The 14,904-nt window shown below is 38.0% G+C and carries 14 protein-coding genes; 4 read left to right on the top strand and 10 right to left on the bottom strand.

Annotated elements, in window-relative coordinates; all coding sequences use genetic code 11:
* Nucleotides 1-129: 129 nt before the first annotated feature.
* Nucleotides 130-1,347, top strand: coding sequence for a methionine gamma-lyase (gene megL / locus RI844_RS19190; protein ID WP_348396247.1), 1,218 nt, complete (start codon nucleotides 130-132; stop codon nucleotides 1,345-1,347).
* On the opposite strand, the gene RI844_RS19185 is transcribed toward megL, so the two are convergent.
* From RI844_RS19185 to RI844_RS19165, 5 genes are all read right to left on the bottom strand, one after another.
* Nucleotides 1,344-2,204 (bottom strand): pseudouridine synthase family protein, encoded by an 861-nt coding sequence (locus tag RI844_RS19185; RefSeq protein ID WP_348396246.1) that lies wholly within the window; start codon nucleotides 2,202-2,204, stop codon nucleotides 1,344-1,346. The two genes, megL and RI844_RS19185, sit on opposite strands and share 4 nt — an antisense overlap.
* A gap of 30 nt (nucleotides 2,205-2,234) precedes the next feature.
* The gene (msrQ, locus tag RI844_RS19180; protein WP_348396245.1) at nucleotides 2,235-2,831 is read right to left on the bottom strand and encodes a protein-methionine-sulfoxide reductase heme-binding subunit MsrQ; all 597 of its coding nucleotides are present in this window, start codon (nucleotides 2,829-2,831) and stop codon (nucleotides 2,235-2,237) included.
* A 16-nt stretch (nucleotides 2,832-2,847) separates the two neighbouring features.
* The gene (gene msrP / locus RI844_RS19175) at nucleotides 2,848-3,849 is read right to left on the bottom strand and encodes a protein-methionine-sulfoxide reductase catalytic subunit MsrP (RefSeq protein ID WP_348396244.1); all 1,002 of its coding nucleotides are present in this window, start codon (nucleotides 3,847-3,849) and stop codon (nucleotides 2,848-2,850) included.
* Nucleotides 3,850-3,987: 138 nt separating this feature from the next.
* Nucleotides 3,988-4,347 carry a glutaredoxin family protein gene (locus RI844_RS19170; RefSeq protein ID WP_348396243.1) on the bottom strand — a complete coding sequence of 120 codons (360 nt, stop codon included), beginning with the start codon at nucleotides 4,345-4,347 and terminating at the stop codon, nucleotides 3,988-3,990.
* A 96-nt stretch (nucleotides 4,348-4,443) separates the two neighbouring features.
* The gene (locus tag RI844_RS19165) at nucleotides 4,444-4,995 is read right to left on the bottom strand and encodes a DUF2058 domain-containing protein (RefSeq protein ID WP_348396242.1); all 552 of its coding nucleotides are present in this window, start codon (nucleotides 4,993-4,995) and stop codon (nucleotides 4,444-4,446) included.
* A gap of 241 nt (nucleotides 4,996-5,236) precedes the next feature.
* On the opposite strand from RI844_RS19165, the gene RI844_RS19160 reads away from it, so the two are divergent.
* Nucleotides 5,237-6,418, top strand: a complete 1,182-nt coding sequence (locus RI844_RS19160; RefSeq protein WP_348396241.1) for a chorismate mutase — start codon at nucleotides 5,237-5,239, stop codon at nucleotides 6,416-6,418.
* A gap of 129 nt (nucleotides 6,419-6,547) precedes the next feature.
* Here RI844_RS19160 and RI844_RS19155 read toward each other — a convergent pair whose 3' ends face one another.
* Together RI844_RS19155 and RI844_RS19150 are read right to left on the bottom strand one after the other, a co-directional pair.
* The gene (locus RI844_RS19155; RefSeq protein WP_348396240.1) at nucleotides 6,548-9,631 is read right to left on the bottom strand and encodes an efflux RND transporter permease subunit; all 3,084 of its coding nucleotides are present in this window, start codon (nucleotides 9,629-9,631) and stop codon (nucleotides 6,548-6,550) included.
* The gene (locus RI844_RS19150) at nucleotides 9,631-10,698 is read right to left on the bottom strand and encodes an efflux RND transporter periplasmic adaptor subunit (RefSeq protein WP_348396239.1); all 1,068 of its coding nucleotides are present in this window, start codon (nucleotides 10,696-10,698) and stop codon (nucleotides 9,631-9,633) included. Before RI844_RS19150 ends, RI844_RS19155 begins: the two co-directional genes overlap by 1 nt.
* A gap of 160 nt (nucleotides 10,699-10,858) precedes the next feature.
* Here RI844_RS19150 and RI844_RS19145 point away from each other — a divergent pair, with 160 nt between their 5' ends.
* Both RI844_RS19145 and RI844_RS19140 read left to right on the top strand, forming a co-directional pair.
* A complete protein-coding gene (locus RI844_RS19145) occupies nucleotides 10,859-11,599 on the top strand; it encodes a DUF748 domain-containing protein (protein ID WP_348396238.1) in 741 nt (246 codons plus the stop codon).
* Between the two features lie 38 nt (nucleotides 11,600-11,637).
* Nucleotides 11,638-12,075 (top strand): hypothetical protein, encoded by a 438-nt coding sequence (locus RI844_RS19140; protein WP_348396237.1) that lies wholly within the window; start codon nucleotides 11,638-11,640, stop codon nucleotides 12,073-12,075.
* An 11-nt stretch (nucleotides 12,076-12,086) separates the two neighbouring features.
* On the opposite strand, the gene RI844_RS19135 is transcribed toward RI844_RS19140, so the two are convergent.
* Genes RI844_RS19135 through RI844_RS19125 form a run of 3 tightly spaced genes read right to left on the bottom strand, consistent with a single transcriptional unit; the run spans nucleotide 12,087 to nucleotide 14,865 of the window.
* Entirely contained in the window at nucleotides 12,087-12,653 is a 567-nt protein-coding gene (locus RI844_RS19135) for a thioredoxin family protein (protein WP_348396236.1), read from the bottom strand.
* Nucleotides 12,640-13,767 (bottom strand): bifunctional chorismate mutase/prephenate dehydrogenase, encoded by a 1,128-nt coding sequence (gene tyrA, locus RI844_RS19130; protein WP_348396235.1) that lies wholly within the window; start codon nucleotides 13,765-13,767, stop codon nucleotides 12,640-12,642. Before tyrA ends, RI844_RS19135 begins: the two co-directional genes overlap by 14 nt.
* Nucleotides 13,768-13,794: 27 nt before the next feature.
* Nucleotides 13,795-14,865, bottom strand: a complete 1,071-nt coding sequence (locus RI844_RS19125) for a 3-deoxy-7-phosphoheptulonate synthase (RefSeq protein WP_348396234.1) — start codon at nucleotides 14,863-14,865, stop codon at nucleotides 13,795-13,797.
* Nucleotides 14,866-14,904 lie beyond the last annotated feature (39 nt).

Genomic DNA, 14,904 nt, shown 5'->3' with positions numbered 1-14,904 from the left:
CATATTAAAACATGTTAACTCATTGATTTAATTACTTTAATAAAAGTAGGCAAGATAATTGCAGTCTATATTGGAAATAAGAAAACAAACTTATTACTTGTTATAAACATTATTAAATAGAGAAAATTAATGAAAAAACAATCACATATAGACACTCAAGCAATTCACGCCGGTCGTATAAATGATGAGCAATTTGGCTCTTTAGCTACACCGCTTTACCAAACGTCTACTTTTATTTTTGATAATGCAGAGCAAGGCTCACAGCGATTCGCCGGTGAACAAGATGGGTTTATTTATACCCGTTTAGGAAATCCTACAACTCGTCAATTTGAACAACGCGTAGCTGCGTTAGAAGGTATGGAAGATGCTGCAGCAACGGCTACCGGCATGGGTGCGGTATCCGCGGCATTATTAGCAAATTTAAGCGCTGGCGATCATCTTATTTCATCAAAAGCTGTCTATGGTTGTAGTTATGCATTAATGGCGCATCAATTAACCCGCTTCGGCATTGAAGTAACGTTTGTTGATATGTGCGATGAAGTTGAAATTGTTAATGCGATTAAACCAAATACCAAAGTGTTGTTCCTAGAAACACCGATTAATCCTAATTTGGTCGTATTAGATATTGAAATGATCGGCCGGGTAGCAAAACAGCATAATTTAATCTCTATCGTCGACAATACGTTTTTAACACCGATATTACAGCGCCCAATTGAGTTTGGTATAGATATTGTTATTCATAGTGCCACTAAGTATTTAAATGGTCATGGTGATGTAGTTGCCGGTATAGTTTGTGGTACAAGTGAAATGATCCAACATATTAAGCTCACAGTGCTTAAAGATATAGGTGCAACCATAAGCCCTCATGATGCTTGGTTAATTCTTCGTGGCTTGAAAACGCTGCCAATTAGAATGGAAAGACATTGCAAAAGCGCACAACAAGTCGCAGAATTTTTAGAGCAGCACCCTATGGTGAAATGTGTTTATTACCCGGGTTTGAAAAGCCATAGTGGTCATAAGTTTATTGGCAAACAAATGAGCGCGGCCGGTGGCGTAATAGCCTTTGAAATTGCTGGCGACTTAGCAGATGGCGCTCAGTTCATTAACCAAATGCAACTTTTCTCTATTGCCGTAAGTTTAGGTGATGCCGAATCTTTAATTCAACATCCAGCGTCAATGACGCATTCACCTTATAGTCCGGAAGAACGTTTAGATGCGGGTATAAGTGACAGTTTGATTCGGATTTCAGTTGGCTTAGAAAACCCTGAAGACATTATTAATGACTTAGATAACTCATTAACCATGCTAAAAAACAGTAAGCTAGGTAATGTGGTTAATTTTAGCTAAAGTTTAAGTTTAAAACTATCTGGCAAATGATATTCCTTGTTCTGCTTGCAGTCGTTATTGCTGTTAGGACAAGGAATTTTTAAATATACCGCGCACAACTGTAAATCTTTACCTGTTAGTCTATCCTCTTCCTCGCCATGCAATCTATCGCCGACAATAGGAAAACCAATACTGGCTAAGTGTTTTCTAATTTGATGTTTACGACCCGTCTCTATGGCAACTTGCACCAACGAACGCTCACTTTCACTGTCATAGGCTATACAAGTAACATGGCTTATAGCGCCTTTGCCATCAATGTCGGTATTTATGTTTTTTGGTTGAACAAGTAATGAGAGATTGCCATGTACAATTGCTTGATAGGTTTTACTGGTATTGCGTTGTTCGAATGCTTTCGTTAACTCTCGAACTGCAGCTTTGGTATGAGCAATAACAATCAAGCCAGAGGTGGCCCGGTCTAATCGATGAACAATAAACGCCGGTCGCTGCGGTTGTAAGTGATTTTCAGCAAAGCGATTAATGGTGTTATGATCACTCCACTTAGAACCCTGACATAGCATGCCATAAGGCTTGTACCAAACACTGTATGCTTGTTGATCGTCTAGCAATATTGCATCCGCAACCACTTGCTTTAATACGCTTGGGTTGTAATACATATGCACAATGTCACCTGTTTTTAACTCTTTTTTGGCGCGGCGCAAGCGCATGGTGTTTGAGCCTCTTTGTAACCAAACGCAGCCCTTTTGCATTGCCTGTTTTATCTCTTGTTTTGACAAGCAAGCAGCACTTGCTAACAACTCGACAACAGAGTTGTTTAAGTTAGTTATTTTAAGGTGGAACTCTTCTGCGATATCGGTCATTTATTTTAAACTTAATAGAATGGATATATTTTATTTGTTAAACCAACGTCTGAATTTATCTTTACGTTGGTACAGCAATATAAAGAGCATAACAAAATAAAGGCTAGGTTCAATAATTTCAGATTTAACCGACCAATAAAAATGAATACACACTAAGGTAACTAACAAGTAATTATAGTTGTGCAGTGTTTGCCATTTCTTACCCAAGACTTTTCGTATTTTACCCCAGGAAGTAAATGCCAACATTGTAATAATGGCATAAGCACACATACCAACAGTGATATAAGGGCGTTCAATTATCTCATCAATAAATAGGCTGAAATCGAACTGCAATTCAAAAAACAAAAAGCTGAGCATATGCAAACATGCATAAAAGAACGCATATAGTCCTAATAGTCGTCGAACATTTAACAACCAGCCTTGTTTAAAGTATTTGGCAACAGGGGATATCAACAAGGTGATTAATAATAAATTTAACGCACTGATACCGGTAAAATGAATAATTTCTTCTACCGGATCGCTACCAAGTTGATCCAAAATAGCAAAATAATACATTAGTACCGCGGGCAGAAGTGCAGCACAATGAGTGATTATTTTAAGTATTAGAATTTTAACTGAGTTACGCATGTTTAGCCGAGCCAATTTAGTAATACTTACCAAGGTTCATGCCCTTATATAAATCGGCAACTTCTTCTCCATAGCCATTGAACATCTGTGTTTCAATACGGTTACGTGCAAACAAACCACCACTGGTGATTCGTCGTTCACTCGCTTGTGACCATCTTGGGTGGTCAACATCAGGGTTTACATTGGCGTAAAAACCATATTCATTGGGCGCTAATTTATTCCATGTTGTTTTTGGCATTTTTTCAACCAATTTAATTTCAATAATCGATTTAATGCTTTTGAAGCCATATTTCCATGGTGTTACTAAACGAATTGGCGCTCCGTTTTGAGGTGGTAAAGTTTTCCCATATAGCCCAACAGACAGTAATGTTAAATCATTCATCGCTTCATCAATACGTAATCCTTCTATATAAGGGTATTGAATGCCCCCGCCTAAGTACCTGTTAGACTGACCGGGCATTTGCTTTGGGTCATGCAAGGTTTTAAACGCAACATATTTTGCCTTCGAATTTGGCTGCGCTTTTTTAATGACATCGGCTAAACGAAAACCTAACCAAGGTATCACCATTGACCAGGCTTCAACACAGCGCAAACGATATATGCGCTCTTCAATTGTAAAGCTGGAAAACAACTCGTCATAATCTAAGGTAAAAGGCTTATCGACTTCACCGGTTATTTTTAATTGCCACGGATCAACTTTAAAGTGTTGCGCAAGCTCAGCTGGTTGATCTTTTTTAGCTCCAAATTCATAAAAGTTATTATGAGAAATAACCTTTTGCTCAGGAGTAAGCTTATCTGGCACATTCGTATATTCAGATTTTTTGAAGTTTAACGCTGAAGTTTTAAAGGTAGAATTACTTTCGGCCCAAGCCTTTCCAGGCAAACTGTTACCAGCTAATAAAGCAGACGCGCCAACAAAGCCTAATTGCTTGAGAACCTTACGACGACTTTGATAAATTGTTTCATCAGTTACCTGACTTTCTAAAAATTCACTGCTCTTTTTTGACTTTATTAACATAGCATCCCATCCTATACCATTCTTAGGATATCAGACAGAGAATGATGGTAAATACTTTCAACATTTTTTAGTGCCTAAATCAAACAAACCGAGCATTGCTCGGTTTGAATATAAAAAAGGTAATTGCGGTCTTTAGTGCTAAGCAGCTACTTGGTCAAGGTATGAAGCTATAGCTTTAGACTCATACATCCACTCGCTACTGCCATCTTCCTTTTCAATACGTAAACAAGGCACGGTACGCTTGCCACCATTGGTAACTAAGTCGTCTAAATGAGACTCTTTTTTAATATCTCGTAACTCAATATTTAAGCTATTACGCTTAATATTACGGCGAACTTTTACACAAAATGGGCAAGCATTTAATTGGTATAAACTGAAATTTTCAGTTTGTTGATCAACCGTTTTCTGGGCTGATGATTCACGTTTCATTGCTTTAGGAGAAAAAATAAAGTTTATCAATAAAATGATGCGGCCAATAATAAATCGTAATAAAGCCATGTTGTTCCTTAAATAAAATCAAATCAAAATAACTAACCTGATAAACGTTTTATCAGGTTAAATTGGTATAATACTTGGGGGTTGTGGTTTAGTTATTTACCACATTAAATCATCTGGAATTTGATAATCAGCATACGGATCATCTTCATCAATGTCATCAGTTTCTACTTTTTCATTACTCAGTAGAATGACACTTTCATCTAATGTGGCTATCTTTTCAGCAGTTTCGCTTGTTACTAAATAAGTGACATCAGCTAATCCACAAATGGCTAAACGGCCATTTATTAATGCTTGTTGTGTAGTGTCATTAATATAAAGCTTTTTCACTTTGCCATGATCGGTATAGTTGTATTCAACCTCACCGTTAGTGCCTTTGACATTATGATGTTCAAGAATTTGTAGAACACGGTTATGTAATTCTTTTATCGCTAGTTGCTGTTTCTTCTGTGCATTCAGTTCATTATCTTTTGCTGCTTTATCAGCTTTAGATTTGGCTAAGTCTTGTTTCACCTGCTCTTGCAACGTGGCCTCAATTGCTACACCACTGCGCTTTTGTTTATTCTTTTTACGTTTGTCACTGTTGGCTTGACGAGTTTTCTGTTTAGTCGTTAAACCCGCTTTTAGTAACTGATCTTGTAATGATGACATCAAAAAACCTACAAATATCGAAAAAATCTATGTTATGGCCGATTATTTTAGCAGAAAAGCATTTATCAGTTGACACTTTTTCGCTGCATTTATACATTAGAGGGATGAAAAATATGATTATCGTGTTTAAATTTATCTTCTTTACCAGCTAATGCTGGAGGATTTTCGTATTTCAAACAAAACCACGAAAGCCTTCATTACCATGAAGGCTTTTTTTATCAATTAGATTAAGGCATAAAAAGTGAAAGACAGTTTAGATTTAAATGTTATACGCAAAGAAATCACCCAATTAGATCAAGATCTTTTGAGCCTTTTTGCTAAACGTCGCTCCCTCACGTTAAATGTTGCTAAAAGTAAAGCTCATCAGGTACGCCCCGTTCGTGATCAACAACGTGAACAAGAATTATTAGTTAAACTTATTCAAATCGGCAAAGAGCAAGGCTTGGATGCTCATTACGTTACGAATATCTTTCAAACTATTATTGAAGACTCAGTACTGAACCAACAAGCTTACTTACAACAATTAAAAAACCCTAATATAAAAACACCAACAGTGAGTGTTGCGTTTTTAGGTGATAAAGGTTCATACAGCTATTTAGCCAGTTATCGTTACTTTTCACGCCGTGCTGAAGAAATCATCGAATTTGGCTGTGCCAGTTTTGACGATATTTTACATCAGGTAGAGTCTGGTAATGTCGATTACGGTATGTTGCCAATCGAAAACACTAGCTCAGGTAGCATTAATGAGGTTTATGACTTACTTCAACATACCAATCTTTCCATTGTTGGTGAGCTATCCCAACCAATTGATCATTGCCTGTTAACCTCGGTAAATACATCAATTGATAAAATAGACACTATTTATGCACACGCCCAACCGGTGCAGCAATGTAGCAACTTTTTAAATAAACAAGACGGTATTCGTATTGAATATTGCGACTCTAGTGCACAGGCAATGCAAAAGGCGGCTGATTCAAAATTAGCCAACATAGGTGTTATTGGCTCAGAGGAAGGTGGCAAATTATATGACTTAATGGCACTAACAAAATCGATTGCCAATCAAGCTGAAAACCATAGTCGTTTTATTTTAGTTGCCAGAAAACCAGTTGAAGTTGCCGAGCAAATACCAGCAAAAACCACGTTAATTTTAGCAACAAGCCAAGAGCCTGGCGCTTTGGTTGACTGTTTAATGGTGTTGAAAGAATACGATATTAACATGACGAAACTTGAGTCTCGCCCAATACAAGGCAGACCTTGGGAAGAAATGTTTTATATTGATTTAGAGGCAAACTTAAGGTCTGCTGCTATGCAGGATTGTTTGGCTAAACTGACAAAGCTCACTCGCTTTATCAAAGTACTAGGCTGTTATGCCAGTGAGCAAATTAAACCAACTAATGTGCCAGCAAAGGTGCTAGCAGATTAGCAGAAACGAGAGTTATAGAAACGAGAAACGAAGAGCAAAATCTCGGTAGTTATCGATAATTTTTGTTAATTAATATTATAGAAAAGCCAATCAGATGATTGGCTTTTTACTTAAAGGAATGCGTATAGTTTAGTTAATTTGTTCTTCTAACTGTTTTGCGATGTACTCTGGTGACTTAGTGCTGCGACATAACCAGTAATAGGCACCAGGTACAATAAACAAGGTAAATATACTTGCCAATGATACGCCAGCAAAAATAACCACACCAATTACCATTCTACTTTCTGCGCCAGGACCTACAGCAATAACAAGCGGAATAGCACTCATCACAGTCGTAAACGACGTCATAATAATTGGACGTAAACGTTGCTGTGCGCCTTTAACAATTGCATCGGTGAACTCTTCACCTGCGTCTCGTAACTGGTTAGCAAATTCGACAATTAAAATACCATTTTTAGCCGCTAAACCAATTAACATCACTATGCCTATTTGACTGTAAATATTTAAACTCATGCCCATTGCATATAACCCCGCCAATGCACCAACAAGGGCTAATGGCACAGTAAGTAAAATTACAAATGGATGAATAAAGCTTTCAAACTGAGCAGCTAACACTAAATAGGTTATGAGTAATGCTAAGGCAAAAATGATGATCATCGAACTACTACCATCTTTTAACTTTTGAGATTGTCCGGTGTAATCAACTGAAGCCTCTGCTGGGAGCTCTTCCTCGACCACTTGGTTCAGAAAATCTAACGCTTCACCTAAGGTATAGCCTTCTGCTAAATTACCTGACAAGGTAATACTTCTTAAACGATTGTAGCGATTTAGATTCTTTGAACGGGCGTTTTCTTCAAAACTGATCAAATTCGACATTGGCACTAATTGCTCGGTTGTGTTCGAACGAACATAGATATTGTCAATGCTATCAGGAGAACGATATTCATCTTCATTACCGGCAAGCAATACATCGTACTCCTCACCTCTATCAATATAGGTAGTTACTCGACGTTTACCTAGCATGGTTTCTAAGGTTCTACCTATATCGCCAACAGTAACGCCTAAATCAGATGCTCGGGTTCGGTTAATATTAACTAAAACTTGTGGTGAAGTTTCTTTATAATTACTGTCTAAACCAATAATATTTGGATTGTCTTGCGCTTTCGCCATAATAATATCACGCCAGCGGGCAAGCTCTTCGTAATTAGTTCCTTGTAAAACAAATCCAATTGGACGACCACCGCCATCTCTACCACCTAAACCACCTCGCGTCATAACAAAAGCCCGTACGTCAGTTACGTCGGCAAGTTCTTGATTAAAGCCATTAATAAAATCTTGAGTTGATATATCACGTTCTTGCCATGGTGGCAGGCCAATGATGGCAATACCGCCAGTACCTCTAAAGCCAGGAACCCTCACAAGAACTCGTTCCAATGTGCCCTCTTCATAATGACGCAATAATTTTTCTTCAATTTGCAGCATATTACCAGCATTACTTTTAAAACTAGCACCTTCAGCACCACTCATAATTAAGAATGCACCGCCACGATCTTCTTTAGGCGCATATTCGCTCGGCAATTTATCAAAAATGGTCCATAAGCTGGCAAATGCTAGGAGCATGACCAACACGATCATTAACGGTTGCTTGATCAACCCAGATATTGCATTAGCATAACTTTTTTCAAGCTTAGCAAAACCATTATCTAAAAACTGCCCAAATGACGAACTGCGTTTTCGGTGTTTTAATAATTTAGAACACATCATTGGCGTCAACGATAATGCAGTTATACTTGAAAAGATCACTGCTGCGGCAATAGCAAGAGCGAACTCAGTAAACAATCTGCCTATATCGCCGGCCATAAATATTAATGGCACAAATACCGAAACCAATACTAATGTTGTAGCCACAACGGCAAATGCGACTTCTCGACCACCGTTAAATGCAGCAGCTAGTGGTTTTTCCCCTTGCTCAATGCGGCGATAGATGTTTTCTAAAACAACAATGGAATCATCAACGACTAAACCAATAGCAAGTACAAGTGCAAGTAAAGTCAGTAAATTAATAGAAAAGCCAAGAGCACTTAATACAATCATAGAGCCAATTAAAGCAACCGGTACAGTAACAGCAGGGATAAAGGTTGCTCTAATATTACCTAGAAACAAGAAAATGACTAAAACCACCATTAACATGGCAACACCCAAGGTATTATAAACCTCCTTTATAGACTCCTTGATGAAGGTAGATGAATCATAGCTAGGGACGATACTCGTACCTGCGGGTAAATTAAGTTTTACCTGCTCCATTTCTTCTCGCGCGGCATTAACTACGTCGATGGTGTTTGCAGTAGATTGTTTAATAATGCCCAACCCAACCATATTACTACCGTAACCCCTAAACATAGTTTCTTCATCTTCTGCAGTAATATCGACACTTGCCACATCAGATAAACGCACTAATGAATTATTATCTCCTCGAGCGATCACCATGTTAGCGAAATCGACATCAGTTTTATAACTTCGAGAAACACGTACATTAAAAATTCTGTCCACGGATTTTACTTCACCAGCCGGCAACTCAACATTTTCGGCTAGGAGAGTAGATTCAATATCATTTACGGTAATACCGCGTGCAGCCATTGCTTGACGATTAAGTGTGATTTTCATCGCGTAATTACGGCCACCGCCAACCATAACCTCAGCTACGCCATTTACCACGGCAAAACGGTCTACAATATAACGATTTGCATAATCGGTAAGTTCTAGGGTGTTAAATACTTCACTTTGCAGAGTAAACCATGCAATAACGTCATCGTCATCGTTGGCCTTTTTCACTTCAGGAGGATCAGCTTGGTCTGGTAAACGGCGTAACTCAGAAGAAATTTTATCACGCACATCATTCGCCGCGCTGTCGACGTCTCGTTCTACATTAAATTCAATTGAAATACGAGACTGACCATCTCTTGAATTCGATTTGATGTTCTTAACACCCTCAATACCGCTTATTTTATCTTCTAAAACTTGCGTTATTTTAGTCTCAACAATGGCTGCTGAAGCCCCTGGGTATGATGTAGAAACAGATACCACAGGTTTATCAATATCTGGGTATTCACGCAAAGGTAATAATAAAAATGCGACAATACCAAAAGTAACAATTAGTAAATTTAAAACCGTGGCAAAAACCGGCCTTTTTACTGAAAGATCTGACAATACCATTATTTAGCTTCCATTATTGCGGAGCTTACTTTTACTTGAGTACCATCTCTTAATTTTAACGCGCCTTCAACGACAACATTTATGCCTTCTTCAATTCCAGAATAAACCTCAACAATACCAGGTTTGCGACGACCAACAGAGATATCAATTCTTTTGGCGATATCATTTTCAACAATAAAAACAAAATGTTTGTCTTCATAAGGAATAACCGCACTTTCAGGAATTTGCAGTACTTGCGCTACATTACGCTCTAAAATAATACTCATTAACATACCTGGGCGCAGTTTCTTATTGTTATTATCGATTTCTGCGCGAATTTGAATTGTCCGAGTTATCGCATCTACACGTGGTGCAATACTGGTAACTTTGCCAATAAACTTATTATCTGGGTATGCGACATTGGTTGCAGCTATCGATTGACCAATATTAATTGTAGGAATGAAACGTTCTGGAATAGCAAAATCAATTTTTATAATAGATATATCGTCTAGTGTAGTGATGGTAGAACCGTCATTAATTAACGCACCAACACTCACTTGACGAAAGCCAAGTTGACCATCAAAAGGCGCTCTAATGGTTAAGTTATTTAAGATTGCTTCTGCACTTAATAGCTGGGCTCTGATTGACTGTACTTTTGCTTTTTGTTCGTCCCGCTGGGCAATAGAGCCAACATCTTTCTTAAGTAGTTCTTTAAAGCGCAGTAATTGTGATGTTGATTGATCAAGGTTGGCTTGTAATTCTTTTATTTTAGCTTGCTCTTCAGCTTTAGAAAGCTCAACTAAAACATCCCCCTTTTTAACTGCATCGCCATCATTAAAATGAATCGACTCGATAATATCAGTGTACTGAGCGGTAATAACAACTTCTTCATTGGCTTTAGTTGTACCTAAAGCTTCAAATTCATCGCTAAATTCAGCCATAACTACAGGGGTAGTTTTAACCGATACGACTCTGGCACTTTTTGAGTTGCTAACATTTTGTTCTGGTAAATTAAGATAAACTAATAAGACAATTAGCAAGCCTGCTAAAACTATTAAAGGTAAGCGAGATGATTTTGTAGATTCCATGAGGCGATTTTGTCCAAAATAATTTGAGTCAATATAACCTATATTACACATTGAAACGATAACAATACGTTGAATTACATATTTTTTAAGTTAAATATTTTGTAATGTAAGGCTATAATTATAAAGGGTAATATTTCTTTAACAACATTTTGGATAAAACATGAATAAACTTGCAGCAATCGCCATTGGCCTATTATTATTTTTTGGCGCCATGCTTTGGTTTCTGGCCTCGGCAGATTGGAATGGCTTTATCCGCTCGCAAATTGAAATTCAAGGGTCAAAGCTAACTGGAGAAACCGTAAAAGTTGACAAGGTAGATCTACAACTTAGCGAAGGATTCGGTGGAATTTATGGGGTTCGTTTTTCAAACCCAAGTAAGTATGAGCAGCCTCTAGCATTTTATTTAGGTGAAGTATCACTAGATTTAGATGTTAACTCTCTTACTGGCTCTCCTGTAATTATCGAAGCTCTTACAATGAAAAACCCGCAAGCCTTTGTTGAGTTCGATAAAAATGGCAATAATAATTTTAAAGATTTATTAGCCGCCATAAATAACCAAATTCCAAAACCTGAGTCTGAGCCTACACCTAAAAAGAAAAAGGACAGTAAGCCTGAACCTCGCATTGCCATTAATAAACTAGAATTAACTGGTGTAGCGTTAACGGTAGATTTAAGTAAAGTTAATGGTAAGAGCTATGATATAGAGATACCAAGTGTACAGTTGGATGCAATTGGTGGCGTTGATGGCATACCAGCGAGTGAGTTAGGTACCGTGATAGGTAATAGTTTATTTAAAGCAATTTCAGCTGCCGCGAAAAAACAATATAAACAAGTATTAAAAGATAAATTGAATAAGAAAAAACAAGACTTTATTGAAAAGTTGAAGAAAAAGCATAGTTAATCGACATAACATTTACGGTTAAGGTGTGTATGGGTGACGTGAGTAATAAAAAAATATCGATAAAACAACAAGTGCAAAACAACCTTATTGCGATTATCAGTATTGTTATTGCGATCACGTCGCTCGCTTACAATACTTGGCGTAACGAGCAAACAGAGTTTAATCGCAACGTTAGAACATCATCATTTCAAATACTAATGTCGTTGGCCGAGCTGCAATTATTAGTTGATAGTGCTTTTTATAATGCTGTGGAGAATAACGCCGATCCTATCAAAGGCTGGCGTCATGTTCTATATGTGCAGGATTTAGCGCAAACTGTATCACCCAAGGTAAAAACGGACGCCGATAATTTACATCAAGTTTGGACTGAACATTGGCAATTAATGGATGAACAAGAAAATAGTAATAAGCAGATCAACCTTGCGATTGAGAGCAACCGACAACTAGTGCTCTCTACTTTACAAGGGTTACAATGAATTTATTAACTTTACGATTTGGCTAACGAATGCTTGTGCCAGATTAACCAAATATCTTCTGCTAAAGATTGTTTTGGCCTTTCAATGATACGGCCAATTTCTACCCCACCTGCATAAATGATAAAAGTAGGCGTGTATTTAATTCCACTTTGTTGCGCCAATCCAGCCGGATCAGACTTTTTACCATCTAAAGCAATTAATGAGACCTTTAGCTGATTATTTTTAAGGCTCTTCAATAAACGCGGAACTTCACGCTCACTGTCGTGACACCAAGTACCAAAGAACACGTCAACAGTGACCTTATCAGCTATTGCTGCTATTGCTGTATATTCTTCCTCAGAGGGCTGATAATCATAATAATTGCTGGCAAAATCATCATGGTTTTCTAGTAATTGTTGTTTACTTATCTCACCAATAGGATAAGACTCTTTTGCGTTAGATTGCGTAGAATATAAAACGGCAAAGCCAATCCAAAATACAAACGCGAGAAACATAATCGTTCTTTTATGTTTTTGCAAAAACGTTACTTTTTTATTGGTATTCAACGACGTACTTTTATCTGAATTATTTTTGCTCACGGGCTTTTTCCAATAATGATTTAGACTCTAATAAGAAGTTTTGCGCGTCATCACCAAACCAGTTGGCAACTTGCTGAAATTTTTCAATAAAATCAGCTTTTTTACCTTGTTCAACCGATGATAGCAACTCAATAAAACGATTAGCAAAACGTTTCATCATCACAACATTTTCAGGATTTGAAAAAATAATGTCGGCATAAAGATTCGGATCTTGAGCAAATAAGCGACCAACCATGGCCAATTCTAGACGGTATATAGGCGAACTCATCGCCAATAGCTGATCAAGCTCGACGTTTTCCTGCATCAGGTGGTAGCCATAACTTACCGTTGAAAAATGACGCATCACCTGAACCATAGCCATGGCATCATCGTGCTCTTTAGCACTTACCACATAATTAAGTGCGCCCCATACGGTAAATTGATCAAGTAGCCATTGATATTTATCCGACTGCTCACCATGACACACAATAATGGTTTGTTTGATCAAACCAGTTACGTCTGGACCAAACATAGGATGTAACCCTACAACAGGCCCTTTATGTATTGCCATCATGGCCGTTAACGGTTTCGCTTTTATACTGGTGATATCTGCTAGTATACAATCTGGAGACAAGTTAGATAATTTGCTGATCACCATTTCTGTTAAATTAATTGGTACAGCAACAATTACCAGACCAGCTTTAGCGAGAATATTATCAGTATTGGGCCAGTCATCTTTTTCAATAATTGATACTTGATAGCCGGTACGAGTAAATAAGTCGACAAACACTTGCCCGAGCTGACCTTTACCACCGATCACCACAATTCTCCCAGCATTAGGGTTTATGCACTGATAACCTTGCTCATCTTGCGAAGAGTACGAATCACGCATAATGCGGCGAAAAACATCTTCAACTAAAGGCACAGACAAGTCTATGGCTTTTGCTTGTTTGCCAAGTTTGGCCAGCAATTGATTCTCCCGTTCGGGTGCAAAAATGGGCATACCAACTTGGCTTTTGAGTTCACCGACTTTACTCGTTACTTCACGGCGTTTAGCCAATAAAGAAACGAGTTGTTGATCGATATCGTCAATATCATTTCGACATTGTTGAAGCTTTTTATCAAAGGTTGTCATTAATGTTTACTTTCTATTCTTACAATATTAACCAATGCGTGTTGGCAAAACGTCTTTAAGCTTAGCACTAGTTTGTTCAAATAAATCTACCGTTGCTGCCCAGTCAATACATGCATCTGTTACCGATACGCCATAGGCAAGTTCACTTTTTGGTAAGTTCGAGCTTTGATTACCAGCATTTAGATTACTTTCAAGCATAATCCCGATGATAGATTTGTTGCCTTCACATATTTGGTTAATCACATTTTCAGCCACCAAAGGTTGACGATTATGATCTTTACTCGAGTTTGCATGTGAACAATCAACGACTAATGCTTGTGCTAAATCAGCTTTATCTAAACTTTGCTCGCACATGGCAACATTTACTGAATCATAATTAGGCTGTTGACCACCACGTAAAATCACGTGACCATCCGGGTTACCAGAAGTTTTCACTAATGCTACTTGCCCTTCTTTATTTATCCCCATAAAGCGATGCGAAGAAGCCGCTGATTCCATAGCGTTTATGGCAACACCTAATGAACCATTGGTACCATTTTTGAAACCGATAGGCATAGATAAACCACTGGCCATTTCACGATGGGTTTGTGACTCGGTAGTTCGCGCACCAATTGCTGACCAACTGAATAACTCAGCCAAGTACTGCGGAGAAATAGGGTCAAGCGCTTCGGTTGCTAATGGCAAACCAAGCTCAGTAAGGTAAATAAGAAGTTCACGAGCGGTTTCTAAACCCGTAGCTACATCAAAACTGCCATCCATATGAGGATCATTAATGAGACCTTTCCAGCCAACCGTCGTACGAGGCTTTTCAAAGTAAACCCGCATAACAATATATAAAGTATCTTGGTACTTATCATGTAAGGCTTTAAGTTTTCGGCCGTATTCTTTCGCGGCTTCTACATCATGTACCGAACAAGGACCGGAGATCACTAGTAGACGAGAGTCTTTTTTGTGAATGATGTTTGAAATCACCTGACGAGAGCTTAAAATAAATTCACGATCTGACTCGCTAAGCGGTAGTTTTTCTTTTAGTTGATTAGGGGTGATTAAGACTTCTTCTGAGTTAACATGAACGTCATTTAGTTTGCTAGTGTGCATAGTTCTTCCGATATAAGTTTTGTTGTTGATTGAAAATTT

The organism is Thalassotalea fonticola, from assembly GCF_032911225.1.
GTDB classification, from domain to species: Bacteria; Pseudomonadota; Gammaproteobacteria; order Enterobacterales; family Alteromonadaceae; genus Thalassotalea_A; species Thalassotalea_A fonticola.
The sequence above is the reverse complement of the archived record's forward strand: the minus strand, read 5'-3'. Positions and strand labels throughout refer to the sequence as shown.